We start from the raw sequence: 26,210 nt of genomic DNA on the forward strand, positions 1-26,210 counted from the left end.
GAGGCGGGCGCCGTCGACTCGGCTACTTGGCCTTCTTGGCCTGAACCTTGGCGTACTTCTGCTGGAACTTGGCGACCCGGCCGGCGGTGTCGAGCACGCGCTGCTTACCGGTGTAGAACGGGTGGCAGGCGCTGCAGGTCTCGACGTGGATCGAGCCGCCCTTGGCGGTGCTGCGGGTCGTGAAGGTGTTGCCGCACGAGCAGGTGACCTCGGTGGTCACGTACTCGGGGTGGATGTTGGGCTTCATGTCGCCTCGGTCCTTTCGTGGGTGGTCGCCGGGTCGCCCTGGGCATCCGTCCTCGGCGGCGTCTCGCCGGGCGGGAACGGACTCGGGCGTGAACCGGAACCGGTGGCCGACTGACCAGTGTGCCATGCCGGCCGGGCCGGCCCTATATCGGGCTGCACACGTGGTCCGTGACGGATAACGTCACTCCTCCCTCCCGCATTCCCCTCCCGCCGGAAGGCACACCCGTGGTCACCCCCGCGTCCGATCCGACCCTGCTGGCTCCGGCCACCCGACTGGCCGACATCCTCGACCCGGCGGCGCTGGCCGTGGCGATCGCCGAGGGTCACGTCCGGGTCCAGCGGCATCCGCACCGCCCGCTGTCGATCTACAACTACACCGAGGCGTGCACCTACGGCGGAAACTGGACGCCGGTGACGTTGGCCTGCCGGGGGCTGGTGGTGGACGACTCGACCGGAACGGTGCTGGCCCGGCCGTACCCGAAGTTCTTCAACCACGACCAGCCCGGCGCGCCGGAACTCCGGTTGACCGCACCGGCGACGATAACGGACAAGGCGGACGGAAGCCTCGGCGTGCTGTACCCGGACGGCGACGACCTCGCCGTGGCCACCCGGGGCTCGTTCGCCTCCGACCAGGCTCGGCACGCCACCGCCGTGCTCCGGACCCGCTACCCGGACTTCACCCCGCCGCCTGGGCACACCGTGCTGGTCGAGATCGTCTACCCGGCGAACCGGATCGTGCTGGACTACGGCGGCCTGGACGACCTGGTGCTGCTCGGCACGGTGGAGATCGCCACCGGGCGCAGTTCCGGCCCGGAGGCGGTGCCGGACTGGCCCGGCCCGGTGGTCGAGCGGCTGCCCTACCGCACCCTGGCCGAGGCGATGGCCGCGCCGGTTCGGAACGGCCGGGAGGGGCTGGTGGTGCACTGGCCGGACACCGACCACCGAGTGAAGATCAAATACCCGGAGTACGTCCGGCTGCACCGGCTGACCTTCGGGCTCAACGCCCGGCTGGTCTGGGAGTTCCTGGTCACCGGGCAGGATCTCGCCGCCCGGGTCGCACCGCTGCCGGACGAGTTCCACCGCTGGGTCGACTCCGTGGTGGCCGAGCTGACCGCCACCGTCGAGGGCCGGGCCGCGAAGATCGAGCAGGCGTACCGTGAGATCGTGGCCGAGCTGCCCGCCGGCTGGACCCGACGCGACTTCGCCGAGCGGGCCTCCCGGCACCCGGAGCGCGGCTACCTTTTCCTGCGCCTCGACGGTCGCGACTACCGCCCCCTGCTCTGGCAGCGGGTCCGGCCGTCGGCGGACTGGACCCCGCACCAGCTTGAATGAACCGACACCGAGCGGAGTGAGGAGTAGGCATGACCCGACTGATCGTCACCCGTGGGCTGCCCGCCTCCGGGAAGACCACCTTCGCCCGGAAGCTGCAACCCGGGGTGGTCCGGGTGAACCGCGACGACCTGCGCCGGATGCTGCACGGCGAGCGGCTCTTCACCCAGTGGGCCGAGGGCCAGGTCACCGTCGTGCAGCGGGCCCAGGTCGAGGCGCTGCTGCGGGCCCGGGCGGACGTCTGTATCGACGACACCAACCTGCGGTCCCGGACGGTGCGGGACTGGGCACAGCTCGCCGCCCGGTTCGGCGCCGACTTCGAGGTGCACGACTTCACCGACGTACCGGTGGACGAGTGCGTCCGGCGCGACGCCGAGCGGCCCGAGCAGGACCAGGTCGGCGAGGAGGCGATCCGGCGGCTGCACGAGCGCTACCTGGCCGGGCGTCGACTGCCGCTGCCGGTACCGACCGTCGAGCCGGGCGGGCCGGCCGCCGTCTACACCCCGCCGTCGGACGAGACGGCACCGGAGATCGTACTGGTCGACATCGACGGCACCGTGGCGCTGATGGCGGACCGGAGCCCGTACGACATGACCCGGGTCGGCGAGGACCTGCCGAATCCGGCCGTCATCGCGGCGGTCCGGGCGATGCACGCGGCCGGGTACGGCGTGGTCTTCTGCACCGGCCGGGACGCGTCCTGCCGCGAGCAGACCGAGTCGTGGCTGGCCGAGCACGTCGGGGTGCCGTACCTCGAACTGCACATGCGGGCGGTCGGCGACCAGCGGCGCGACTCGGTGGTCAAGCGGGAGATCTTCGACCGGGAGATCCGGGACCGCTACCGGGTGGTCGGCGTCTTCGACGACCGGATGCAGGTGGTCAGGATGTGGCGTGCCCTCGGCCTGACCGTCTTCCAGGTCGCCGAGGGCGACTTCTGAGCACGTCGCCGTCGACCCGCATCGCCGACCTGGACGCCAGTGGCGCTACCACGCTCGGATAACGCATCTGGCGTCCAGGTCGAGCCCGCTCCGGCCCGTCAGCGGCGGGTGAGTGCGACGGTGGTCCGGGCGGTGACGCCATTGACGGTGACGGCGAGTTGGACGGCGCCCCGGGAGCGCAGGGCGGTGAGCCGGCCGGTGGCCGGGTCGAACCAGGCGGCGTGCCACGGTCGCAGGCCCCGGGACGGTCCGACGTGCAGGTCCGCCGAGCCGGACCAGTCGGCCGACAGCGGAGCGGCGACCGGTACCTGCCGGCCACCGGGCTGGGTCACCGTGGCGGTGACCGGCGCGGCGGTGCCGGCCGACAGGCTGGGCGGGGCGGCCAGGGCCAGCCCGTCCACGTGGGCCCGGGTCTGCGCGGTCACCCACTCCGGCCCCTCGGCCAACGGGTCGCGCCGGGCCGCCGCCGACTCGGCCGGCGACACCGGGTCGACCCCGAACATCGTCCAGCCGCTGAACCCGCCCAGGTGCGGTGCGGTGGACGGGTTCTTGCCGGTGTTGCCGTTGACCAGGTACGGCACCCCGTCGACCCGGTCGGCGGAGAAGCTGCCGACGTGCGCGCCGACGAAGAGCGCACCCTTGCCGGTTCCCCGCTGGAACTCGGCGAGCCACCGCTCCAGCAGTGCCGCCTCCTTGCGGTCGCCGAGCTGGCTCGCCTTCGCCGGGGTGGGATCGCGCGGCGCGTGGTGTTCCAGCACCACCACCGAGCCGATCGCCGGGTTCCGGGCCGCGTCGTCCAGGGCGGTACGCAGCGCCAGCACCTGCCCGAAGCCACCGCCGCGCAGGCTGCCGGTGGAGGTGTCCAGGGTGACGAACCGGGTCCGGGTGCCGCCCCGGGGCGGGCTGTGGTCGAAGACCCGGGACGTCTGGCCGAAGACCGACCGGAAGTTGGCGATCGGGGCGCCCATGATCTCGTGGTTGCCCGGCACGTAGTGGTACGGCACCGTGCCGGCCAACTCCTCGTCCAGGATCCGCTTGGCCAGCGCGAAGTCCTCGGGATAGGCGGTGTCCACGAAGTCCCCGTTGATGACCAGGAAGTCCGGCCGGGCCGCCCTCACCTCGCGGAGCGTACGGCGGGCCTGGGCGACCAGGTCACTGTCCGGTGCGGCGGCGACGAACTGGGCGTCGGAGAGCACCGCGAAGCGCCAGGGTGCCTGGTCCACGGTGCCGTCGGTCAGCACCACCCGGTCGGTGCGCAGCGGCTCGGCCGGCGCGGTCACCTCGGCGGGTACCCGGGCGACGATGTCGTCGATCACCACCTCCCCGGTGTACGCCGCCGCCGCGTCGGTCTCGGCGACGTAGAACCGGCGGATCCGCACCGGGTACGCCACCCCGGCCGGTACGGCCATCTCGACGTACCGCCAGCCGGTCCAGTCGAGGTAGGGGCCGCGCAGCACGTGCTGCTGGTCGAGCGCGTCGTGCAGGTGCAGGCTGGGCCACTCGCCGTGCCCGTTGGCGTAGATCCACATTCCGAACGCCTGCGGCTGGCCGGCGACCGGGACGTAGGCGGGCGGGTCGGCGTACGCGGCGCGGGTGCCGGTGGACTGGCCGAAGTCGTACGCCAGCCTCAGCCCGGTGCCGGTGCGGCCCGGCACCGGGGTGGCCGAGCCGGTGGCCCGGGCGGCGCTGAACCGCCAACTCGCCGCGTCGTCGAACATCGCCACCGGTACGTCGGTGAGCCCGACCGTCACCGGCAGCACCGTGCTGGCCGCGCCGACCCGTACCGTGACCAGCCCGGCGCCACTGTCCACTTTGGCCTTCACCGACAGGGTGCCGTCGCCGGCTGGGGTGATCTCCAGCAGTTCCCGGTCGTACTCCAGGCGCAGGTCGGCCGGCTCGACCGGCGCGGTGTTGCCCTCGGCGTCGTAGCCGACCACGCCGAACGCCCCGGTGCCGCCCGCCCCGGCCAGCCCGACCTTGTCGACGGTGCCGTCGATCCGGGCCAGCGGCCCGAGCACGGTCAGCGGCAGTGCACCCCTGGCCCCGCCCCGGGACGCGGTGACGGTGACCTCGCCCGCGTTCCGGGCCCGGAACACCCCGGCTGCGTCGACGGTGCCCCGGGACGCCGGCTCGGCCCGCCAACTCGGCGTACCGGCCGCCGGCCCGTACGTCTCGTCGTAGCCGGCCGCCGCCAGTCGCCGGGTCAGCCCGGGAAAGACCCGGTCCGGGCGCCCGCCGCGTACCGGCCCGACGCCGGGCGCCGCCACCGGGTCGAGCAGGGTCTTCACCCAGTACGCCCGCAGCCGTCCACTCCCCTGCGGCGCGAACAGGGCGAGCCCGTTCGGCACCGGCCGTTCCGAGCCGTCGGACGGGCTGTTCTCGACCCGGACGGCCGACTGGCCGGGTTCGCGGGCGAGCAACGTGGACGAGCCGCCGCCGTCGAGGTTGAGCGCGTCGTGCGCGCCGAGTTGGGCCATCATCCGGCCGAGTTCGGTGAGCGTCACGCCTCGGCTGTCCGCCTGCCGTCCGTCCACTGTGAGCAGATACATCTTCCGGCCGTCGGCGGAGAACCCGACCGCCGTCCGGGGTTCGGGGTTGACGTCGCCGATCTCCTGCGGCACACCGTCCCGGACCAGTACCCGGTTGCCGCCGATCGCGGCGCGCAACGTGCTGCCGTCGGACGCCTTCGGCACGTACCGCAGGTCGACCGGGTCACCGGGGCGCAGTGCGGCGAGCGCGTCGGCGCCGGCCTCCCGGCCGAGCAGCACGGTGGTGCCGGCCGGGATCGGGCCGCTGCCGGCGGTCGGGGCAACCGTGCCGACCCGGCCGCCGACCAGGGTGACCTCGGTGACCCGACCGGCGCCCTCGACCGCCCGGGTCCGGGGGTACGACCCCCAGAGCGGGGTGAAGACGCCGACGCCACCCGCCACGACCATGTTGTTGAACTGGGTAAGCGTGACCGGGCCGGCCGGCAGGGTGGCAGTGCCGTCGAAGTGCACCTGGATCACCCGGCCCACTCCCTCGGCGGTCACCCCGACCGCCTCGTGGTGCCCGGCGACCGGCGACTGGACCAGTTCACCCCTCCGGATCCCGATGCCCTGGGCGGCGCCGGAGTTGTTGATGTCGAAGAAGTCCCCGTTGACCGCGGCGACCGCGCCGGCCCGGTCGACCGCCCGGCGCAGCGGCTCGGCCTTGGCCACCTCGCCGGAGTTGACGTAGTCGACGGTGAGCCCGCCGGTCAGGTCGGCGGTGAGCGCGTCGGCCCGGATCCAGCCGTTGGCGTCGTACCGGTCGAAGGAGGTCAGGTCGAGGCCGGGCGCGACCGGCCGGGACCGGGTGTCGGTCTCGACCCGGTCGGCAGTGGGCGCGGCCGGCACCGGCGCGACCGAGGCCGACGGGTACGACGACGCGGCCGGCGCCTCCTCCGGGGCGGTCGCGGCGGCCGGGACCGGCAGTGCCGTCGACCGTGCCGGGTCGGCCAGCGCCGGGACCGGGCCGACGACGGTGAGGGACGGCACCAGGAGCAGCAGCCCGGCGAGGCGGGCGGAACGGCGGCGGGTCACCATGCCGGGTAGTCAACCGGACGGCGTACAGAAGTTTCAATAGTTGACGACTGAACTGAAGGAAAATTCCATCAGCCGGCGCCGCGCCTGGGCGGGCGCTGGCACCTCCAGGTCGAAACAGGGCCGCCGAGATCGACAGCTACCGGATCCCGCCGGAGGCCGGCGTCCCGGTCCGGGCGGTCCGGTATCCATCGCCGAGGACATGCTCCCGCCCCCAGGCGCCGAGCGGCTCCAGCGCCGCGTTGAGCGCGACGCCGAGCGGGGTCAGCGAGTACTCGACCCGGGGCGGCACCTCGTCGTAGACCTCGCGGTGCACGATCCCGTCCGCCTCCAGCTCGCGCAGGTGCGAGGCGAGCACCTTCTCGGTCACCCCGGGCACCAGCCGGCGCAGCTCGCCGAACCGGCACGGCTGCTCGCCGAGCGCCCAGAGGATCAGCACCTTCCACTTCCCGCCGACCACGGCCATCGCCGCGTCGATACCGCAGACGTACGCCCCCGGCGCGCCCGGCCTTCGTACCGTCGGCATGGCCACCCCTCCCCGCCAGCTCGCTAACCCCGGGGTAACCACCCACTTCGAAGTGCGTACTTGAGCGACCCGGAGTGCGGCGGCAAGTCTACGAGCATGGCACAGAACAATTCCGGAGGAACTCCGCTCACCCTGCTCGGACTCGGCGCGATGGGCACCGCGCTGGCCCGCGCCTGGCTCGCCGCCGGGCACCCGCTGACCGTCTGGAACCGCACCGCCGCCCGGACCGAACCACTCGCCGCCGAGGGCGCCGCCGTCGCCGGTACCGCCGCCGGGGCGGTCGCCGCGAACGGACTCGTACTGACCTGCCTGCTCGACGACGCCTCGGTGCGGGAGGCGCTGGCCGACGCCGACCTCGACGGCCGGGACCTGGTCAACCTCACCACCAGCACCCCCGGACAGGCCCGAGCCCTCGCCGAGTGGGCCGGGCAGCGGGGGGCCCGGTTCCTGGACGCCGGGATCATGGCGGTACCCCGGATGATCGGCGTACCGGACTCCGGCGGGTACGTCTTCTACAGCGGCTCCCGGGAACTGTTCGACGCGCACCGCGACACGCTTGCCGTACCGGCCGACACCCGGTACGTCGGCAGCGATCCCGGCTTCGCCGCCCTGCACGACGTGGCACTGCTCAGCGCGATGACCGGGATGTTCTCCGGTGTCGCGCACGCCTTCGCCCTGCTCCGCCGCGAGGAGATCCCGCCGAAGGAGTTCGCCCCGCTGGTCGAGGGCTGGCTCACCGGAATGGCCCCGTACGTGCACCTGATGGCGGCCCAACTGGGCAGCGGCGACTACGTCACCGGTACCGAGTCCAACCTCGCGATGATGGTGGCCGCCAACGCCACCCTGCTGGACACGGCGCGGGAGCAGGGGGTCAGCCCGGAACTGCTGACGCCGTACCTGGAGTTGATGGCACGCCGGCTCGCCGACGGCCACGGCGCGGAGAGCGACACCGGAGTGGTCGACCTGCTGCTCCACTGAACCGGCCCGGAACGCGGCGTGGGGCCCGACCGAACTCGGCCGGGCCCCACGAACGTGCCGTCGCTACGGAAGAGCGTGCTACTCGCCCGGTGTCGACTTCGCGATCTGCATCAGGAACTCGATGTTGGTCCGGGACTGCTTGAGCCGGTCCAGCAGCAGATCCAGCGCGGCCTGCGAGTCGAGCGAGTGCAGCACCTTGCGCAGCTTGTGCGTGATGGCCAGCTCCTCCGGGGCCAGCAGGATCTCCTCCTTACGGGTACCGGAGGTGTGGATGTCGATGGCCGGGAAGACCCGCTTGTCGGCGATCTTCCGGTCCAGCTTCAGCTCGGCGTTACCGGTGCCCTTGAACTCCTCGAAGATGACCGTGTCCATCACCGAACCGGTCTCCACCAGCGCGGTGGCGAGGATGGTCAGCGAGCCGCCGTTCTCGATGTTCCGAGCCGCGCCCAGGAACCGCTTCGGCGGGTACAGCGCGGTGGAGTCGATACCGCCGGACATGATCCGACCACTGGCCGGCGCGGCCAGGTTGTACGACCGACCGAGCCGGGTCACCGAGTCGAGCAGTACGACCACGTCGTGGCCCAGCTCGACCAGGCGCTTGGCCCGCTCGATCGCCAGCTCGGCGACCGTGGTGTGGTCCTGCGGCGGGCGGTCGAAGGTGGCCGCGACAACCTCGCCCTTGACCGAGCGCTGCATGTCGGTGACCTCTTCGGGCCGCTCGTCGACGAGCACGACCATCAGGTGGCACTCGGGGTTGTTGTGGGTGATCGCGTTGGCGATCGCCTGCAACACCATGGTCTTACCGGCCTTCGGCGGCGACATGATGAGCGCCCGCTGACCCTTGCCGATCGGCGTCACCAGGTCGATGACCCGGGTGGTCAGGATGTGCGGCTCGGTCTCCAGCCGGAGCCGCTCCTGCGGGTAGAGCGGGGTCAGCTTGTAGAACTCGGGACGCCGCTTCGCCTCGTCCGGGTCCATCCCGTTGATGGTGTCCAGCCGGACCAGCGGGTTGTACTTGTCCCGCCGCTGCTCGCCCTCCCGGGCCGCCCGGACCGCACCGGTGACCGCGTCACCTCGGCGCAGGCCGTACTTCTTGACCTGGGACATCGAGACGTAGACGTCGTTCGGGCCGGAGAGGTACCCGGTGGTCCGGACGAAGGCGTAGTTGTCCAGCACGTCGATGATGCCGGCCACGGGTACGAGTACGTCGTCCTCGTTGACCTGCGGCTCCCGGCCGCCACCGCCGCCGCCACCGCCCTCACCGTTCTCCGCCCGGTCGCCACGGCCACGCCGACGGTCCCGGAACCGGCTCCGCCGGCTGCGCCGGCCGCCGCCCTCACCGTCGTCGTCGTCGTTGTCCCGGTCCGCCGAACGCTGTCCCCGGTCGTTGCGCGACTCGCCGCGCTCGCCCCGGTCACCCCGCTCGTTGCGGTCCCGGCCGTTGCGCGACTCGGCCCGGTCGGCGCGGTCACCGCGCTCGCCACCGTCGGTCCGCTCGGCACCCTCGGCCCGCTCCGCGCGGTCGCCACGCTCGGTACGCTCCGCGCGGTCACCGCGCTCGGCCCGCTCGGAACGCTCCGCCGGAGCCGCCTCGGTCTCCGCCTCGGCGGTGGCGACAGCGGTCCGGCTGGACCGGCGGGACGTCCGGGTCCGGCCTTCGCCGCCGGAGGCGGCGGTGGCGGCCGGCACCTGCTCGGCGCCCCGGCGCTCACCGTCCGGTCGGTCTGCGCTTTCCCGCACCTCGGCCCGAACCTCTTCGCGAGCCGGCGCGGACGCGGCCGATACCTCGGCGCGCGGACGCGGGGTACCAGCACCCGCGGAGTTGGTGGCACCAGCCTGCCGTTCCGAGATGGCGGCGATCAGCTCGCCCTTGCGCATCCGGGCCGTACCGGAGATGCCGAGCGACGCGGCCAGGCTCTGCAACTCCGGCAGCAGCATCGCCGACAGCCCGGTGCCGGTCCGCCGACGGCGGGTGGCGCCTGCGGTGGCTTCGCCAGCGACGTTGGAAACATCCGACGTCACGTCGGTGGTGTCGCTCAATGGATTCCTTCCCTCGATAAGGCCGGGGCTGCCCGTGGCCCGAAAGTGCTGGCTGGCCGGGCGGCCTCGGTACACCCGTCTCGCTTGACGCGTCACGGGAGTCTGTAACACAGCAGCCGGTGGTTTCCCGACCCACCAACATCGGTGGGCAGGTCTCGCCGTCTGCGGCGACCTGTGGAAACTGCGGTGCGGCGTAGACCTAGGCAGGGGTGAGACGGGCTGACCGCCGAGAGCTTCGGGGGTGCACCGACCCGCAGGAGTCGCATTGCTTCGCGGCTGTGCTAAGTCTAGAGCGTAATCAACTCTTCCGACCTGCGGCAACAGGGTCCCGCTCGGCGTGTCCCAGTCTACCCCCATCGACCCGGGCCCCGGCTACGTCTATCGGCAACCTTTGCGCGGTCCAACCCATTCCCGCGTCGAATTCCTCGTCCGTGCTGGTGAGCGCGAGAATCGACGGCCCCGCCCCACTGACCACAGCCGGCACACCAGCCGCACGCAACTCAGCCAACCGCGCGGCCGTTCCCGGCATTCCGGGCGCGCGGTAGTGCTGGTGCAGCCGGTCCTCCGTCGCCTCGAAGAGCAGTGTCGGGTCGACGGTCAGCGCGTGCACCAGCAGGGCGGCCCGGCCGGCGTTGCGGGCGGCGTCCGCGTGCGGCACCGTCGCCGGCAGCGCCGCCCGGGCCGTCGCCGTCAGCCCGCGTTCCTCGGGTACGAACACCGTGGCCCTGACCTGCGGCGCGACCGGCAACCGGACCGCACGGGCCGGACCGCCCGACTCCGTCCAGGCGATGGTGAACCCGCCGAGCAGGCACGGCGCGACATTGTCCGGATGCCCTTCCAACTCGGCCGCCAACCGCAGCGCCGCCGCGTCGTCGAGCCGGTGCGTACCGTCCACGACCAGGGCCCGGGCCAGTTGGATGCCGGCGACGATCGCCGCCGACGAGGAGCCGAGCCCGCGTGCCTGCGGGATCCGGTTGACGCATTCGACGGCCAGCCCGGTCGGCTGACCGCCGAGCGCGTCGAAACCGGCCCGGATGGCCCGGACGACCAGATGTTCCTCGCCGGTCGGCAGCTCACCGGCACCCTGTCCGGTGATCTCCACCCGACAACCGGTCGGAGTCGTCCGGGCGCTGACGTCGTCGTAGAGCGCCAGCGCCAGCCCGAGCGCGTCGAAGCCCGGACCGAGGTTGGCGCTGGTCGCCGGCACCCGGACCCGGACCGGCTCGGAAACGAAGGTCGGCCGCATCGGCTCATGCTAGGCGGCCCCGACCGGTGCCGGGGCGGCCGCCCGGGCCCTGGGACGTCGCCGATCGATCCCAGGGCCCGCCGCTGATCCGTCGCAGGGTCCGCCGCCGATCCGTCCCAGGTGCCCGGGGGTACCGGCTAGGCCGGCTCCGAGTCCTCCGACCCCGCGCTCTCCGGCTCCGGGGTGGGCTCTCCCGGGGTGCCGCCCCGGGGTGGCCTGGCGGTCCGGCCGGCCGAACGCAGGGCCAGCCGCAGGGCGTACTCGATCTGGGCGTTGACGCTGCGGATGTCGTCCGCGGCCCATCTCGCGATCGCGTCGTAGACCTGCGGGTCGAGCCGGAGCAGGAGTTTCTTGCGTTCGGCCATCGGTGCGGAGGTCCTAGCCGTAGAGGGAGCCGGTGTTCACCACCGGCTGGGCGGCCCGGTCACCGCAGAGTACGACCAGGAGGTTGGAAACCATCTGCGCCTTGCGCTCCTCGTCCAACTCCACCACGTCCTCCTCGCGCAGCCGGTCCAGCGCGTTCGAGACCATGCCGACCGCACCCTCCACGATCTTGAACCGGGCCGCCACGATCGCGTTCGCCTGTTGCCGGGCCAGCATCGCCTGGGCGATCTCCGGGGCGTACGCCAGGTGGGTGGTGCGGGATTCGAGCACCTCCACGCCGGCCAACTCGACCCGTTCGCGCAGTTCGGAGGTCAACTCGTCGCTGACCACCGCGCTGTCCCGCAGGCTGGCCCGACCGGAGTCGTGCGCCTCGTACGGGTAGCTGGTGGCGAGGTGCCGGACCGCCGCCTCGGACTGCACGGCGACGTACTCGACGTGGTCGTCGACCGCGAACGCGGCCTTGGCGGTGTCGACCACCTGCCACACGACGACCGCCGCGATCTCCACCGGGTTGCCGTCCGCGTCGGAGACCTTGAGCCGGGCGGTCTCGAAGTTACGCACCCGCAGCGTGACCTTCTCCCGGGCGGTGAGCGGCCAGGTCCAGTGCAGGCCGGCCTCCCGGATGGTGCCGACATAGCGGCCGAAGAACTGCACCACCTGGGCCTCGTTCGGGTTGACCACGGTGTATCCGGTGGCCGCCAGCGCGGCGAGGAGGGCGTAGCCGACGGCGACCACGGCGATCCGGAGGTCCACCCCCGGCTCGTCGAGCACCGGCACGACGATGGCGATCCCGACGCCGGCCAGGACCAGCAAGGCCAGGGTCGGAATGAACCCGGAGATCCGGAAGGCGGCTCGTTCCATGACATCTCCCTGCTAGCGATGTGATATCACGAGGATATCCAACGAGCACCACCACGTCGACCCCGTACCGGGTCGGAAGGTGAGACGGCCTCAGGGCAGCCGGGTCTGGTCCTCGGCGGCGCCCCGGCCCCGCTGCGAGGCGGCGTAGCTGACCACCCGCAGCCGCTGGAGCACGCCTCTCGGCCGCAGCGCCGAACCGCGCCGGCCGTCCGGGTCGAAGGCGAGCGCGGCGTCCACCTCGGCGGGCAGCCGCACCCCGAAGGTGATCCGGCCGAAGACACGCCACGGGTCGCGCACCCCGGCGGCCAGCAGCGTGAACCGGGCCTCGTTCCGGGCCGCGACCTCGGCCACCTCGGTCAGCGAACGCCCGAGCGGACGGTCGGCACACGCCAACAGATAGCGCCGACGCCCGTCGATCCGGTACGCCAGCAGACTTCCGTACGGTCCGGCGAAGTCGAGGCGGGGCAGCGGCAGGTGCCGGAGCAGCGGCAGCCGGCCGGTGTTCGAGAGGAGCAGGTCGAAGGGGCCGTCGACACCGTGCAGCCGGACGGCCAGCCCCATCAGGTCCGGCCAGCCGTCCGGGGTCGGTACGCCCCGGGAGAGCCGCAAAGTGGCGGCGTACCGGCCGGGACCGCCGACCAGACGGTCGGCGAGCGGCCCCGACAGCTCGACCTCGCCGCCGAAGGAGAGCCCGCGCGGATGCAGCGTCCGCCCGCCGCGCCACCGCGCGACGCGGCTGGTCGCCCGCACCTCCGGCACCGTGTCGATGCCCCGTCCTACCCACCCACCCCCCGAATAGACCCGCGCGGGGGAGATCGTGCTGTCTCAGGGAGAGAGTGCCTTCCGTCTCGAACCGAGGGCACTCTTTCGGGCAACGAGCACGATCATGGCCCGGCGGACGCCGAGCGGCGGGCGGCGGGTCAGGCGGGTGGGGTGGCGGGGTGGACCGGGCGGGGGTCCTGGTCGTCGGAGGGGTCGAGGCGGCGGGTCGCCACCCACCAGCCGAGCGCGTACAGCAGGGTGGTCAGGCCGCAGCCGGCCAGCACCACCCGCTGGTCGACGTGGTCCACCACGCCGGCCACCACGAGCTGGCTGAACGCGATGGCCACGGTCGCCAGCATCATGTCGGTGGCGAAGACCCGGCCGCGCAGCCGGTCCGGCACCTCGGCCTGCAACGCGAAGTTGGACATCACCCAGTTGCTGCCCCCGGCGAAATGCGCCACGAAGACCAGCAGCAGCACCAGCGGGAACCACTGGGCGACCGAGACACCGAGATAGCCGAGGCCGTACAGGGACATCGACAGGGCGAGGCCGGGGAAGAGCCAGGAGCGGTGCTGCAACACCCGACGCATCAGCAGCGGGCCGACCAGCGCGCCGGCACCGCGTACCGCGAAGAGCAGGCCGGTGCCGATCGGACCGGCGCCGTACAGCGTGGCCAGCAGCGGGAAGACGGTCAGCACACCGTTGCCGAGACCGACCGCGCTCTTCACGGTGACCAGAGCCAGCACCCGGGGACGCTGGCCGATGTACCGCAGCGCCTCGCCGAGCGCCGCCCACGGATTCGGCACCGGCAGGTCGTGGTCGCGCGGCTGCTGCATCGGGCGGCGGATCAGCAGGGTCAGGCCCGCGGCCACCGCCAGGCCGACCAGGGCCACCCAGAAGCAGGCGTACGGGCCCACGGCAGCGGTCAGCACGCCGCCGAGGGAGGCGCCGACGATGCTCATCGTGCCCCACGCCGAACCGGCGATCGCGTTCGCTCCGGCCAGGTCCGCCGGGTCCACGACGTTCGGCAGCGCTGCCGAGGCGGCCGGCGAGTAGAACGCCTTGGCCACCGCCACCGTGCCGACCGCCAGCAGGGCCAGCCAGGCGGTACCCGGGCTGCGTACCCCGAGCAGCAGCACGATCGCGGCCAGCGCGACGAGGTTCGAGGCGATCAGGATCCGCTTGCGGTCCAGCCGGTCCGCGACCGTGCCGGCGTACGGCAGCAGCAGGGCCAGGATGCCGTTGTCGACGGCGAGCACCAGGGCTCCCCACACCCCGCTGCCGGTCAGCTCCGGAAGGAGCACCAGCAGCGGCACCATGATGAACCAGTCGGCCCCGAAGACCACGAGTTCGGCGCTGAAGAGGCGGCGGAAGTCCCGGTTCCGGGTAAGGACTGAAACGGCAGACGACACGTACCGGGACCCTACCCGGCCGCCGTCCGGCCCTCCAACGGCCGACGCCGGCCGGCTCCGGGCACCCCCGCTGTGGGGAGCGCTGGAACCGACCGGCGTCGGTGCGGTCCGGAGGGTCAGTCCTCGGTCGGCGGCAGTGGGGACTTCCGGCTCTTCGGCAGCCGGAGCACCTCGAACTGGTCGGTGCCCTCCACCAGCGCACCGGAGGGACGGGCCGGCACCGGTCCCGGGGACGTGTTACCCGCAGCGCCCGCCTGGCGTACCCCGACTCCGGCACCGACCGGCACCGGCTCGCCGGCCGACTCCCCCGACCCGGCGCGCTCGTCGGCACCGGCCGGCGCGGCGCCGGAACGCCGCCGCCGGATCCGCTCCTTGGTGTTCTCCACCATCGTGTAGAGGGTCGGCACCAGCACCAGGGTGAGCAGCGTCGAGCTGATCAGGCCGCCGATCACCACGATGGCCAGCGGCTGCGAGATGAACCCGCCCTCGCCGGTCAGCCCGAGCGCCATCGGCAGCAGCGCGAAGATGGTCGCGATCGCGGTCATCAGGATCGGCCGCAGCCGGCGCCGGCCGCCCTCGACCACCGCCTCGACCACCCCCATCCCCTGGGCCCGGTACTGGTTGATCAGGTCCATCAGCACGATCGCGTTGGTCACCACGATGCCGACCAGCATCAGCACCCCGATCAGCGCCGGTACACCCAGCGGCGTGCCGGTGGCCAGCAGCAGGCCGATCGCACCGGTCGCCGCGAACGGGATGGAGACCAGCAGGATCAGCGGCTGGATCAGGCTGCCGAAGGTGGCGACCATGATCACGAAGACGATCGCGATCGCGGCCAGCACCGCCAGCCCCAGGTCGGCGAAGGCCTCCTGCTGCTCGGCGCTGACGCCACCGACCTCGAAGGTCGCCCCCGGCACCTCGATGCCGTCCAGCTTCTCCCGCAGCGCGGCGGTGGTCGCGCCCAGGTTGGAGCCGGTCGACGTACCGCTGATCGTCACGCTGCGCTCGCCGTCGATCCGGGTCACCGCGAGCGGCCCCTGTACCTCGCGCACCTCGGCGATGTCGCCCAGCTTCACCACACCCGCCGGGCCGGGCGGCCCGACCGGCAGCGCCCGGAGCGCCTCGATGCCGGCCGGCGGCTGCCCGGTACGCAGCACCACGTCCTGCTGCTTGCCGTCCAGCGACACCTGGCCGAGCGGGCTGCCCCGGAACTGCTGCGCGACGAGCTGCCCGACGGCGGCCTCGGAGAGCCCGACCCGGGCGGCGGCGGCCCGGTCCACCTTGACGTCGATCCGGGGGGCGCTCTCCGCCAGGCTGCTGCGTACGTCGGTGACGTCCGGCGTCTCCGACATCGCCTTGCTGACCTGCTCGTTGGCCCGGTCCAGCACCTCGGAATCGGCAGCCCGGACGATCACCTGGATCTCGTTGACCGCGCCGCCGCCCGGTCCACCGCCGCCGCCGCCGAAGCTGATCTCACCGGCGTTGGTCAGCTTGTCGAACTCCGCCCGGAGGGCGTCCTCGACCTCGCCCGCCTCGGTCTCCTCGGTCAACGCGACCGAGAAACTGGCCTCGTTGGCGCTGCCACCGCCGCCGAACGGGTTGCCCCCGCCCCCGCCGACGGTCACCTGGTACGACTCCACCCCGTCGGTCTCGCCGAGCACCCGCTCGACCTGCTTCGCGGCGGCGTCGGTGGCGGCCAGGCTGCTGCCGATCGGCAACTCCTGGCTGATGCTCAGGGTGTCCTGCCCGGAGTCGTCCAGGAAGTTGGTCTCCAGCCGGGTGGCCAGGCCGAACGTGCCGAGCAGCACCACCAGGCCGAGGCCGACGGTGAGCCAGCGCCGCTGGGTCGCGAACCGGATCACCGGCAGGTACCCGCGTTGCAGCGGACTGCGCAGCTCCTTCTCCTCGGCCGCCTGCCGGACCGCCTCCTCGGTCGCACCGCCGTTCGCCGGCCGCAGGAACCAGTACGCCAGCACCGGGATGATGGTCAGCGACACCAGCAGCGAGGCGAGCAGCGCCACCGTGACGGTGATCGCGAACGGCGCGAAGAGCTGCCCGACGAAGCCGCCGACCAGCACGATCGGGGTGAAGACGGCGACCGTGGTGAGGGTGGACGCGACGACCGCGCCGGCCACCTCGCGTACGCCGCCGAGGATGGCGGTGCGCTTGTGCTCGCCGTACCCGAGATGTCGCTTGATGTTCTCCAGCACCACGATGGAGTCGTCGACGACCCGGCCGACCGCGATGGTCAGCGCGCCGAGGGTGAGCAGGTTGAGCGAGTAGTCGCCGATCCAGAGCGCGATCAGCGCCACCAGCACCGACAGCGGGATGGAGACCGCGGTGACCAGGGTGGACCGGATCGAGAGCAGGAAGACCAGGATCACGAGTACGGCCATCACCAGGCCCAGCAGGCCCTCGGTGGTCAGGCTCTCGATCGACTTCTCCACGAACGGCGCCTGGTCGAAGACCACGGTGAGGGTGGCGCCGGAGGCGGAACCGAGGTCGGCGAGCCGGTCCCGGATGTCGTGCGAGATCCGCACCGCGTTGCCGTCCGGGGTGGCGGTGACCATGATGCCGAGGCTGTCCGCACCGTCGGTCCGGGTGAACGAGGTCGGCGCGGCGAGCTGCTGCTGCACGGTGGCCACGTCACCGAGCCGGACCGGCCGGCCACCGGCGCGACCGGGTACGAAGATTCCGGCGAGTTCCTCGACCGAGGCGATCCGGCCGCCGACCTGCACAGTTCGGGTCTGGTCGGCCTCGGTCAGCGCCCCGGCCGGAATCGTCACGCCGTTCGCCCGCAGCGCCTCGGCGATCGCGGTCGGCGCGACCCCGGCGCCGGCCAGCTTGACCGGGTCGGGGGCGATCACCACCTGCTCCTCGCGGGCGCCGGTCACCTCGACGGTGCGGACCCCGTCGATCGACTCCAGCTCCGGTACGACGGTGTCGGCGAGCTTGTCCGCCAGGGCCCGCTCGTCTCCGTTGCCGGACGCCGCCAGCACCACCGCCGGCAGGTCGTCGGTGCTGCCGGCGATCACCTGCGGCTCGACGTTCTCCGGCAGGGAGAGCCGGTTCAGCGCGGTCTGCATCTTGTTGACCGCGTCGTCCAGGTCGGTGCCGAACTCGTACTCGACCTGGAGGGTCGCGCTGCCCTCCTGCGAGGTCGAGGTGACCTTGGACAGCCCGGCGATCCCCTGGATGCCGTTCTCGATCGGCTCGGCGACCTGCTCCTCGACGACCTCCGGCCCGGCACCCGGGTACGGCGCGATGATGAAGGCCGCCGGAAACTCCAGCGAGGGCAGAAGCTGCTGCTTCAGCGACGGTACGGCGTACACGCCGAATGCTGTGATCACGATCGCGATGAGCGCGACAAGCCCTCGGTTGGCGAGACTGAGTCTGGCGAGGAACGACATCAGCGGCTCACTCCTGTTATCGAGTTGGCGCGAGAATGCGATCGCGCGAGTTCCGACTCGGCGCGGCAGGGGAGAGTCTGCCTGACCCGGAACACCGCCCCGGAGTCGGGGCGCTGGGCGCAGCGTGCCCGCCGACCGGCCCCGCCGACAACTCCGGCTCAGCCGCCTCTCAGCCGGTCCGCCACGTCCGACGCCCGGCTGGGAAGCGTTCCCGGCCCCGCTCAGACCAGGTCGAGGGCGCGGGCTGCGGTCGGTACGTCGTTACGGATGGTGATCGGCGAGGGGGCGGTGGAGATCGCCCACTCCGGGTCCTTCAGGCCGTGCCCGGTGACCGTGCAGACCACGGTGGAGCCGCTCGGCACCCGCCCCTCGGCGGCCTGCTGCAACAGCCCGGCGACACTGGCCGCGCTGGCCAGCTCGACGAAGACACCCACCTCACGGGCGAGCAGCCGGTACGCCGACAGGATCTCCCGGTCGGTCACCGCCGCGATCAGCCCGCCGGATTCGTCCCGGGCGTCGACGGCCTTGGTCCAGCTCGCCGGGTTGCCGATCCGGATCGCGGTGGCGATGGTGGACGGTTCGCGGACCGCCTCGCCGGTGACGATCGGGGCGGCGCCGGATGCCTGGAAGCCGTACATCCTCGGGCGGCGGGTGGTGTTGCCGGCCTCGGACTCCTCCGAGTAGCCCATCCAGTACGCGGTGATGTTGCCGGCGTTGCCGACCGGCAGGCAGTGGATGTCCGGGGCGTCGCCGAGCGCCTCGACGACCTCGAACGCGGCCGTCTTCTGCCCGTGCAGCCGGTCGATGTTCACCGAGTTGACCAGCGCCACCGGGTAGTCCATGGCCAGCTTGGCGGCGAGCGACAGGCAGTCGTCGAAGTTGCCGTTGATCTGGAGCAGCCGGGCGCCGTGCACCAGCGCCTGGGCCATCTTGCCGAGCGCGATCTTGCCCTGCGGCACCAGCACGGCGCAGGTGAGCCCGGCCCGCGCCGCGTACGCCGCCGCCGAGGCGCTGGTGTTGCCGGTGGAGGCGCAGATGATCGCCTTGTTGCCGGCCTCGACCGCCTTGGAGACCGCCAGCGTCATACCCCGGTCCTTGAACGAACCGGTCGGGTTGGCGCCCTCGACCTTGAGGTAGACGTCACAGCCGAGCCGCGCGGAGAGCACCGGGGCGGGCAGCAACGGGGTGTTCCCCTCGTGCAGAGTGATCACCGGCGTGGCCTCGCTGACCGGCAGCCGGTCCCGGTACGCCTCGATCAAGCCCCGCCACATGTCGCTCTCCTCGCCTTGGTCCCGCCGGCCTCCGCGACGGGCACCCGCACTGCTCCCACGGTGACCCAGGGTCGCGGATCCGCTGCACCCGCACCACCCGCTAACCATCTGGCGGGACGGGGCCGATCGGCCGGAACCTCCCCCCGCCCGGCGCCGGGCGCGTCGGCTACCGGGCGCCGCCCTCGACCCGGAGCACGCTGGCGATCGACCGGACGATGTCCAGCCGGCGCAGTTCCTCGACGGTGGCGGCCAGCGCGGCGTCCGGTGCGGCGTGCGTGACGATCACCAGGATCGCGTCGCCGCCCCGGGCCGCCGGTCCGGTCGCCCCGTCCGCCGGGCCGGCCGGCGCCGCAGCCTGCCGTACGGTGGCGATCGACACGTCGTGCCGGGCGAAGACCCCGGCGACGGCGGCGAGTACGCCCGGGCGGTCGGCCACGTCCAGGCTGATGTGGTAGCGGGTGACCGCCTCCCCCATCGGCCGGATCGGCAGCGCCGCGTACGCGGACTCGCTCGGTGCGCGTACCCCGGCCAGGTGGTTGCGGGCCGCCCCGACGATGTCGCCGAGCACCGCGCTCGCGGTCGGCGCCCCGCCCGCGCCCCGCCCGTAGAACATCAGCTCACCGGCGGCGGCGGCCTCGACGAATACCGCGTTGAACGCGTCGCCGACGCTGGCCAGCGGATGGCTGACCGGGATCATCGCCGGATGCACCCGGACGCTCACCGACTCGGTGCCGGCCGAGTCCGGCCCCCGGGAGGCGATGCAGAGCAGCTTGATGGTGCAGCCCATCGCCTTGGCGCTGGCCATGTCGGCGGCGGTGACCTCGGTGATGCCCTCCCGGTGCACGTCCGCGGCGGTGACCCGGGTGTGGAAGGCCAGCGAGGCCAGGATGGCGGCCTTGGCGGCCGCGTCGAAGCCCTCCACGTCGGCGGTCGGGTCGGCCTCCGCGTAGCCCAGCTCGGTCGCCTCGTCCAGCGCCTCGGTGAAGCCGGCGCCGGTGGCGTCCATCGCGGAGAGGATGAAGTTGGTGGTGCCGTTGACGATGCCGGTGACCCGGGTGATCGTGTCGCCGTGCAGCGACTCGCGCAGCGGGCGGAGCAGCGGGATGGCCCCGGCCACCGCAGCCTCGTAGTAGAGGTCGGCACCACCCTCGGCGGCGGCGTCGTGCAGGGTACCGCCGTCCTCGGCGAGCAGCGCCTTGTTGGCGGTCACCACGCTCTTGCCGGCCCGCAGCGCCTCGACCAGCCAGCCCCGGGCCGGCTCGATCCCGCCGACGACCTCGATCACCAGGTCGACGTCGTCCCGCTTCACCAGACCGAGCGCGTCGGTGGTGAACAGCGCCGGATCGACCGGCACGCCGCCACGGTCCCGGCCGAGCCGGCGTACGGCGATCCCGGCGAGTTCGAGCGGTGCACCGACCCGGGCGGTCAGGTCGGGGGCCTGCTCGCGCAGCAGGCGTACCACCTCCGCGCCGACGGTGCCGCAGCCGAGCAGGGCCAGACGGACCGGTTTCGTCATCCCACATCCAATGCCAGCAGATCGTCTTCGGTCTCCCGCCGGACGATCAACCGCGCGCGGCCGTCCCGGACCGCCACCACGGGCGGCCGGGGAACATGGTTGTAGTTGCTGGCCATGCTCCGGCAGTAGGCGCCCGTACCGGGCACGGCGAGAAGATCTCCGGGCTGCACGTCGGCGGGCAGGAATTCATCCTTCACCACCACATCCCCGGCCTCGCAATGCTTTCCCACCACCCGGGCGAGAATCGGCTCGGCGGTCGAGGCCCGGGAGGCGATCGTCGCCGAGTACGACGCACCGTAGAGCGCGGTCCGGATGTTGTCGCTCATCCCCCCGTCGACGGAGACGTAGGTCCGGATCCCGTCCACGTCCTTGACCGTGCCGATCTCGTAGAGCGTGAAGACGGCCGGACCGATGATCGCCCGGCCGGGCTCGATCGAGAGCCGGGGCACCGCCAGCCGCATCGCCTCGCACTCCCCGTCGACGATCTTGTTGATCCGCTTCGCCAGGTCGTGCGGCGGCGACGGGTCGTCCTGGGTGGTGTACGCGATGCCGAAGCCGCCGCCGAGGTCCAGCTCCGGCAGCTCCACCCCGCGTGCGTCCCGGATCTGCGCCTGCAAACCGAGGATCCGTCGGGCGGCCACCTCGAAACCGCTGGTGTCGAAGATCTGCGAGCCGATGTGCGAGTGCAGGCCGCGCAGTTCGAGTACGTCCTCGTCGAGGATCCGGAACGCGGCCTCCGCCGCCGCCCCGCCGCTCAGTGAGAAGCCGAACTTCTGGTCCTCGTGCGCGGTGGCGATGAACTCGTGGGTGTGCGCCTCGACGCCCACGGTGACCCGGATCAGCACCTTGGGGCGTACGCCCCGGTCCCGGGCCAGCGCGGACAGCCGGTCGATCTCGTGGAACGAGTCGACGACGATCCGGCCCACCCCGGCGTCGACGGCCCGGGCCAGTTCGGCCGGGGACTTGTTGTTGCCGTGGAAGCCGATCCGCTCGGCCGGCATGCCGGCGGCCAGCGCCACCGCCAGCTCCCCGCCGGAGCAGACGTCCAGGAACAGCCCCTCCTCGGCGATGATTCGCACCACCGCCCGGCAGGTGAACGCCTTACCGGCGTAGTAGATGTCCTCGTCCGGGAAGGCCGCCCGGAAGTCCCGGCACCGGGACCGCAGGTCATCCTCGTCGAGTACGTAGACCGGGGTGCCGAACTCCGCCGCCAGCTCGCGTACGCCGAGGCCGGCGACCACGAGCGCGCCGTCGGCGTCCCGGGTCACGTTGCGCGGCCAGAGCTGCGGTACCAGGGCGTTGACGTCCTCCGGGGTACGCAGCCAGGCTGGGCCTCGGACTCCGAGGTCGCCGTGCAGTGCCCCCGCTTCGTGAGCGCGCATTCGTCTTTCCCTTCGCCACGCGCGTGTTTCCGACCGGCCCGCTACGCCGGGGGCCGGTTACGAGTCACCGCCGCTCCCAGCTCACATCTGCTCGGGTGCGGAGACGCCGAGCAGCGCCAGACCGTTGGCCAGCACGACCCGGGTCGCCTCGACCAGCCAGAGCCGGGCCTGGGTCAGCTCCGCCGGCACCGGCGTCCGGCCGAGCGGCAGCACCTGGCAGGCGTCGTTGAACCGGTGGTACGACCCGGCCAACACCTCAAGGTAGCGGGCGATCCGGTGCGGCTCGCGGAGTTCGGCGGCGGTCGCCACCACCCCGGGGAACTCGCCGAGCGCCTTGAGGAGGTCGTTCTCCCGCTCGTGGCTGAGCAGCCCCGGGTCGAAGTCGTCGGTCCGGCTGATCCCGAGGTCGGCGGCGCGGCGCAGCAGCGAGGCGATCCGGGCGTGCGCGTACTGCACGTAGTAGACCGGGTTGTCGTTGGAGTTCCGGGTGATCACGTCGATGTCGAGGGTCAGCGGCGAGTCGGTCGAGGACCGGGCCAGCGAGTAGCGGGCCGCGTCCACGCCGACCGCGTCGACGATCTCGTCCAGCGTGATGATGTTGCCGGCCCGCTTGGAGAGCCGGACCGGGGCGCCGTCCCGGACCAGGTTGACCAGTTGGCCGATCAGGATCTCGATGTTGAAGTCCGGGTCGTCCCCGGCACAGGCGGCGATCGCCCGGAGCCGGTTGACGTAGCCGTGGTGGTCGGCACCGAGCAGGTAGACGCACTTGTCGAAGCCGCGCTCCCGCTTGTCGATGTAGTACGCCGAGTCGGCGGCGAAGTAGGTCAGCTCGCCGTTGCTGCGAATCAGTACCCGGTCCTTGTCGTCACCGAAGTCGGTGGTACGCAGCCAGATCGCGCCGTCGGCGTCGTAGACGTGGCCCTGCTCGCGCAGCCGGCCCAGGGCATGCTCGATCGCACCGCTGGAGTGCAGGGTGCGCTCGGAGAACCAGACGTCGAAGTGCACACCGAACCGCTCCAGGCTGGTCCGCATCTCGTCCAGCATCAACTGGTAGCCCCGGTCCCGGAAGACCGGCACGGCCTCCTCGGCGGGCAGGTCGCGCAGCTCGGGGCGCTCGGCGACGATCCGCTCAGCGATCTCCGTGACGTACTCGCCGGCGTAGCCCTCCTCGGGGGCCGGCTGCCCGGTGGCCGCCGCGTACAGCGACTGGCCGAACCGCTCGATCTGGGCGCCCGCGTCGTTGACGTAGTGCTCGCTGGTCACCTCGGCACCGGCGGCGGCGAGGATCCGGCGCAGCGAGTCGCCGACCGCCGCCCAGCGGGTGTGCCCGAGGTGGATCGGGCCGGTCGGGTTGGCCGAGACGAACTCCAGGTTCACCCGCTGCCCGGTGAGCCGGTCGCTCCGCCCGTACGCCTGACCGGCCTGGACCACCTCGCGGGCGAGCTGCCCGGCGGCGGCCGGGTCGAGCCGCAGGTTGAGGAAGCCCGGTCCGGCGATATCGACGGACTTGACCCCCGGGGTCCGGGCCAGTTCCTCGGCGAGGGCGGCGGCCAGTTCCCGGGGCGGCACCCCGACCCGCTTGCTCAACTGGAGTGCGACGGTGGAGGCGTAGTCGCCGTGCTCGGGGTTCCGGGGTCGCTCCAGCGTCACGGACTCGGGCAGCACCGAGTGATCCAGACCACGCCGGTCGAAGACGGCGTGTGCGGCGGCGAGAACGGCCTCGGCGAGGTTGGCGGGAGTCACCGAACCATGCTAGCGGGGGTAGACTCAGTCACTCGGTGGCGACCCTGCGCGTGTGACCCACCATCCCCTGACCGACCGACCTGACGAGGGACCATGAGCATCAGCACCTCGGGCGGCGAACAACGCCGTCCGTCCGTGGTCAGCACCGGCAAAAAGGCGCCGGCCGGCGGTAAGCCCGCCGAGGGCGAAAAGGGGGCCGGGGCAAAGCCCGCGGGGACGGCCGCCAAGCCCGGTTCCGCCACCAAGTCCGCCGGAAAGTCCGGTTCCGGTGCCCGGGTGCCCGCCGGGCGCGGCGGCGGGGGCGGCGGCAAGAAGCCGCAGCAGCGCCGGCCGATCACGCCGGTCAAGGTCAGCCAGGGCCGGTCGTGGGGCTCGATCAGCCTCTTCGTCGCCGTCGGCGTGGTCACCGCCGCCATCATCGGGTACGGCGCGTACGCCGTGGTCCAGAACGGCAAGAAGTGGGAGGACAAGGCCGCCGCGATCGACGGGATCGTGAACTTCCGGGAGAGCGACCCCTCCGCGGTGGAGCCGATGGCCGGCAAGAAGTCGCACGAGGCCGGCCCGTTGACCTACAAGATCAACCCGCCGGTCGGCAGCTCGCACAACGACGCCTGGCAGAACTGCATGGGCGACGTCTACGACGCACCGATCGCCAACGAGCACGCGGTGCACAGCCTGGAGCACGGGGCGGTCTGGGTCACCTACAAGTCCGACCTGCCGGCCGACCAGGTGGAGCAGTTGGCCAGCAAGGTGCGGGGCAACGAGTTCATGATGATGAGCCCGGTGCAGAACCTCGACAAGCCGATCTCGCTCCAGGCCTGGGGCTACCAGCTCAAGCTCGACAGCGCCACCGACGGCCGGATCGACGACTTCATCACGGCGCTGCGGCAGAACGCGACCATGGAGCCACAGGCGACCTGCTCCGGCGGCATCACCGCCACCGGTACGACCCCTCGGGACAACGTCCCCGGTGACCAGCAGCAGCAGCCGGTTCCTCCGGCGGGCGGCTGATCGACAGTGGCCGCCGAGACGGGTGTGGTGACGACCGCCAGCGCGCCGGAGGAGGACGAGGTCGCGGGCCGGGGGTCGGGCAGATGGGCCGCCGGCACCGCCGCGCTGTCCCTCGCCATCCTGCTGGGCCTGCTGCTCGGGTTCACCTCCGGCCTGCTCGCCCCCGGCCTGTTCCGGCCGGGTGACACCTCGGCCGAGGCCGGGTTCGCCCGGGACATGTCGTCGCACCACGCCCAGGCGGTCGAGATGGCGATCCTCGCCCACGGGAAGAGCACCAACCCGGACATCCAGACGCTGGCCGCCGACATCGCGCTCACCCAGCAGGGCCAGATCGGCGTCATGCAGACCTGGCTGAAGAACTGGGGCCTGAGCCCGACCGGCCGGCAGCCCCGGATGGCCTGGATGCCGGACGGTGCCGGTGCGCTCAAGGACGGGCTGATGCCGGGAATGGCCACCGACGCCGAGCGGGCCGAGTTGCGCGCCGCCACCGGCTCCGACTTCGACCTGCTCTTCCTGCGGTTGATGCTGAACCACCACCTGGGCGGCATCCACATGGCGGAGGGCATCCTGGATCTCTCCGACGACGAGCAGGTGTCCGCGCTGGCCGAGTCGATGGTCGCGGGGCAGAAGAAGGAGATCGAGTTGATCCAGACCCTCCAGGGCAGGATCAACTCGCGCTAGTCCGCTTCGCACAGCGTCGGATCCGGCGGCCGTCCTCCTGGGCGGTCGCCGGATCCGTTGTCGGCCCGTCCGGGTTGCGAATCACTTCCGATAGGTCCGGGTTGGAGTACTTGCCCGGTTTGACGAGCTTTCTCCACACATAACGTGACCAGTCAGGATCTGCCGTCGTTGTCCTAGACATGACGGTTGCTCTCCGGGACGGACGTCGGTCGGTCACCAGCTGGTGCCGTCGGCACACCATCGGCGGGGACGGCGCGGTCGCGGCCGTCCGACGGGGACAGCGGTCCGGCGACGCGGGGACGCTCAGCCGCGACCAGGAACTGGAATTGATCGAGACGCTGCGCGGCAGCTACCCCGACCAGTTCGGGCTGGACGACGAACTCTGGACCCGGCAGAGCGTCGCCAGCCTCGTACACCACCGGTACGGCCTGCCCGTCGAGAGCACCGAGGTCGGCGGCTACCTGCGTGCCTGGGGACTCGGTCCCCGACAGCCGACCGACCGGGCCTGCGGGCTCTGCGTCGACGCGGTGGCCCTGTGGGTGGAGCGGGAGTACCCGGCGATCGTCCGCTCCGCCGAGCAGCACCGGGCCGAACTCGTCTGGATCGGGCGTACCCGGCTGCACGGGGTGGTACCCGCCGCCGACGTCCTCTCCGCGGTCTCCGTACGCGGACGGGTGCGGTTCGTCATCGCCACCCCGAACGTCGACCCGGCACTGCCCCGGGACTTCCTGCTCCGACTGAGTGGACCGGAGGGGAATGCCGTACACGTCGTGGTGGACGGCTCCTGGACCCGGGCCGAGTGGCCGCGCCGACTTCCGCCCCGGATCGTGCCGCATCCGTTGCCGAGCTGCGGCCGGTAACGCCATCGCCCCTGGTAGGGGCGGTGGAACCGACACGACGGATACCGATTCGTG

Annotated in this window: 20 protein-coding genes; 6 read left to right on the forward strand and 14 right to left on the reverse strand. The window is 72.3% G+C overall.

Translation table 11 applies throughout. From position 1 onward, the window contains the following. Nucleotides 1-22 precede the first annotated feature (22 nt). Nucleotides 23-247 (reverse strand): 50S ribosomal protein L31, encoded by a 225-nt coding sequence (gene rpmE / locus Pen02_RS21335; protein ID WP_203867866.1) that lies wholly within the window; start codon nucleotides 245-247, stop codon nucleotides 23-25. A gap of 224 nt (nucleotides 248-471) precedes the next feature. Here rpmE and Pen02_RS21340 point away from each other — a divergent pair, with 224 nt between their 5' ends. Continuing rightward, nucleotides 472-1,578 (forward strand): RNA ligase, encoded by a 1,107-nt coding sequence (locus Pen02_RS21340; protein WP_239141057.1) that lies wholly within the window; start codon nucleotides 472-474, stop codon nucleotides 1,576-1,578. A 29-nt stretch (nucleotides 1,579-1,607) separates the two neighbouring features. Next, entirely contained in the window at nucleotides 1,608-2,510 is a 903-nt protein-coding gene (locus Pen02_RS21345; protein WP_203867867.1) for a phosphatase domain-containing protein, read from the forward strand. A gap of 98 nt (nucleotides 2,511-2,608) precedes the next feature. Here the strand turns inward: Pen02_RS21345 and Pen02_RS42590 are convergent, their stop codons facing one another. Together Pen02_RS42590 and Pen02_RS21355 are read right to left on the reverse strand one after the other, a co-directional pair. Beyond that, a complete protein-coding gene (locus Pen02_RS42590; RefSeq protein WP_203867868.1) occupies nucleotides 2,609-6,076 on the reverse strand; it encodes a phosphodiester glycosidase family protein in 3,468 nt (1,155 codons plus the stop codon). 136 nt (nucleotides 6,077-6,212) lie between these two features. Further along, entirely contained in the window at nucleotides 6,213-6,599 is a 387-nt protein-coding gene (locus Pen02_RS21355; protein ID WP_203867869.1) for a winged helix-turn-helix transcriptional regulator, read from the reverse strand. Nucleotides 6,600-6,695: 96 nt separating this feature from the next. On the opposite strand from Pen02_RS21355, the gene Pen02_RS21360 reads away from it, so the two are divergent. Beyond that, the gene (locus Pen02_RS21360; protein WP_203867870.1) at nucleotides 6,696-7,577 is read left to right on the forward strand and encodes an NAD(P)-dependent oxidoreductase; all 882 of its coding nucleotides are present in this window, start codon (nucleotides 6,696-6,698) and stop codon (nucleotides 7,575-7,577) included. A gap of 78 nt (nucleotides 7,578-7,655) precedes the next feature. On the opposite strand, the gene rho is transcribed toward Pen02_RS21360, so the two are convergent. The 11 genes from rho to argS all read right to left on the reverse strand — a co-directional run bounded on the left by rho (nucleotide 7,656) and on the right by argS (nucleotide 23,604). Next, complete coding sequence (rho, locus tag Pen02_RS21365; RefSeq protein ID WP_203867871.1) at nucleotides 7,656-9,617, reverse strand: transcription termination factor Rho; 1,962 nt, start codon at nucleotides 9,615-9,617, stop codon at nucleotides 7,656-7,658. 298 nt (nucleotides 9,618-9,915) lie between these two features. Next, complete coding sequence (gene thrB, locus Pen02_RS21370; RefSeq protein ID WP_203867872.1) at nucleotides 9,916-10,863, reverse strand: homoserine kinase; 948 nt, start codon at nucleotides 10,861-10,863, stop codon at nucleotides 9,916-9,918. Between the two features lie 137 nt (nucleotides 10,864-11,000). After that, entirely contained in the window at nucleotides 11,001-11,228 is a 228-nt protein-coding gene (locus tag Pen02_RS21375; protein WP_203868292.1) for a type II toxin-antitoxin system antitoxin, read from the reverse strand. A gap of 13 nt (nucleotides 11,229-11,241) precedes the next feature. Then, complete coding sequence (locus tag Pen02_RS21380; RefSeq protein ID WP_203867873.1) at nucleotides 11,242-12,108, reverse strand: SPFH domain-containing protein; 867 nt, start codon at nucleotides 12,106-12,108, stop codon at nucleotides 11,242-11,244. Between the two features lie 90 nt (nucleotides 12,109-12,198). Beyond that, nucleotides 12,199-12,858: a phosphodiesterase gene (locus tag Pen02_RS21385; protein WP_203867874.1), complete on the reverse strand. Its 660-nt coding sequence runs from the start codon at nucleotides 12,856-12,858 to the stop codon at nucleotides 12,199-12,201. 170 nt (nucleotides 12,859-13,028) lie between these two features. Beyond that, the gene (locus tag Pen02_RS21390; RefSeq protein ID WP_203867875.1) at nucleotides 13,029-14,282 is read right to left on the reverse strand and encodes an MFS transporter; all 1,254 of its coding nucleotides are present in this window, start codon (nucleotides 14,280-14,282) and stop codon (nucleotides 13,029-13,031) included. 116 nt (nucleotides 14,283-14,398) lie between these two features. After that, nucleotides 14,399-17,692, reverse strand: a complete 3,294-nt coding sequence (locus tag Pen02_RS21395) for an efflux RND transporter permease subunit (RefSeq protein ID WP_203867876.1) — start codon at nucleotides 17,690-17,692, stop codon at nucleotides 14,399-14,401. Between the two features lie 221 nt (nucleotides 17,693-17,913). Beyond that, entirely contained in the window at nucleotides 17,914-18,963 is a 1,050-nt protein-coding gene (thrC, locus tag Pen02_RS21400) for a threonine synthase (RefSeq protein WP_203867877.1), read from the reverse strand. Between the two features lie 166 nt (nucleotides 18,964-19,129). Continuing rightward, nucleotides 19,130-20,479 (reverse strand): homoserine dehydrogenase, encoded by a 1,350-nt coding sequence (locus Pen02_RS21405; RefSeq protein WP_203867878.1) that lies wholly within the window; start codon nucleotides 20,477-20,479, stop codon nucleotides 19,130-19,132. Continuing rightward, a complete protein-coding gene (gene lysA, locus Pen02_RS21410) occupies nucleotides 20,476-21,861 on the reverse strand; it encodes a diaminopimelate decarboxylase (protein WP_203867879.1) in 1,386 nt (461 codons plus the stop codon). Before lysA ends, Pen02_RS21405 begins: the two co-directional genes overlap by 4 nt. 81 nt (nucleotides 21,862-21,942) lie before the next feature. Then, nucleotides 21,943-23,604 carry an arginine--tRNA ligase gene (gene argS / locus Pen02_RS21415; RefSeq protein ID WP_203867880.1) on the reverse strand — a complete coding sequence of 554 codons (1,662 nt, stop codon included), beginning with the start codon at nucleotides 23,602-23,604 and terminating at the stop codon, nucleotides 21,943-21,945. Nucleotides 23,605-23,697: 93 nt separating this feature from the next. Here argS and Pen02_RS21420 point away from each other — a divergent pair, with 93 nt between their 5' ends. From Pen02_RS21420 to Pen02_RS21430, 3 genes are all read left to right on the forward strand, one after another. Then, entirely contained in the window at nucleotides 23,698-24,615 is a 918-nt protein-coding gene (locus Pen02_RS21420) for a thioredoxin-like domain-containing protein (protein WP_203867881.1), read from the forward strand. 6 nt (nucleotides 24,616-24,621) lie between these two features. Continuing rightward, nucleotides 24,622-25,296, forward strand: a complete 675-nt coding sequence (locus Pen02_RS21425) for a DUF305 domain-containing protein (protein ID WP_203867882.1) — start codon at nucleotides 24,622-24,624, stop codon at nucleotides 25,294-25,296. A 179-nt stretch (nucleotides 25,297-25,475) separates the two neighbouring features. Then, entirely contained in the window at nucleotides 25,476-26,156 is a 681-nt protein-coding gene (locus Pen02_RS21430) for a winged helix-turn-helix domain-containing protein (RefSeq protein WP_203867883.1), read from the forward strand. The last annotated feature ends 54 nt before the right edge of the window (nucleotides 26,157-26,210 follow it).

Origin of the sequence: Plantactinospora endophytica, assembly GCF_016862915.1 — a bacterium.
Classification (GTDB): Bacteria; Actinomycetota; Actinomycetes; order Mycobacteriales; family Micromonosporaceae; genus Plantactinospora; species Plantactinospora endophytica.

Coding starts and splice junctions, on each gene's coding strand:
- Pen02_RS21360 (WP_203867870.1), top strand. CDS start 6,696: ATGGCACAGAACAATTCCGGAGGAACTCCGCTCACCCTGCTCGGACTC.
- Pen02_RS21355 (WP_203867869.1), bottom strand. CDS start 6,599: ATGCCGACGGTACGAAGGCCGGGCGCGCCGGGGGCGTACGTCTGCGGT.
- lysA (WP_203867879.1), bottom strand. CDS start 21,861: ATGCGCGCTCACGAAGCGGGGGCACTGCACGGCGACCTCGGAGTCCGA.
- Pen02_RS21345 (WP_203867867.1), top strand. CDS start 1,608: ATGACCCGACTGATCGTCACCCGTGGGCTGCCCGCCTCCGGGAAGACC.
- Pen02_RS21395 (WP_203867876.1), bottom strand. CDS start 17,692: ATGTCGTTCCTCGCCAGACTCAGTCTCGCCAACCGAGGGCTTGTCGCG.
- Pen02_RS21420 (WP_203867881.1), top strand. CDS start 23,698: ATGAGCATCAGCACCTCGGGCGGCGAACAACGCCGTCCGTCCGTGGTC.
- rpmE (WP_203867866.1), bottom strand. CDS start 247: ATGAAGCCCAACATCCACCCCGAGTACGTGACCACCGAGGTCACCTGC.
- Pen02_RS21430 (WP_203867883.1), top strand. CDS start 25,476: ATGACGGTTGCTCTCCGGGACGGACGTCGGTCGGTCACCAGCTGGTGC.
- Pen02_RS21375 (WP_203868292.1), bottom strand. CDS start 11,228: ATGGCCGAACGCAAGAAACTCCTGCTCCGGCTCGACCCGCAGGTCTAC.
- thrC (WP_203867877.1), bottom strand. CDS start 18,963: ATGTGGCGGGGCTTGATCGAGGCGTACCGGGACCGGCTGCCGGTCAGC.
- Pen02_RS21380 (WP_203867873.1), bottom strand. CDS start 12,108: ATGGAACGAGCCGCCTTCCGGATCTCCGGGTTCATTCCGACCCTGGCC.
- Pen02_RS21405 (WP_203867878.1), bottom strand. CDS start 20,479: ATGACGAAACCGGTCCGTCTGGCCCTGCTCGGCTGCGGCACCGTCGGC.
- Pen02_RS42590 (WP_203867868.1), bottom strand. CDS start 6,076: ATGGTGACCCGCCGCCGTTCCGCCCGCCTCGCCGGGCTGCTGCTCCTG.
- thrB (WP_203867872.1), bottom strand. CDS start 10,863: ATGCGGCCGACCTTCGTTTCCGAGCCGGTCCGGGTCCGGGTGCCGGCG.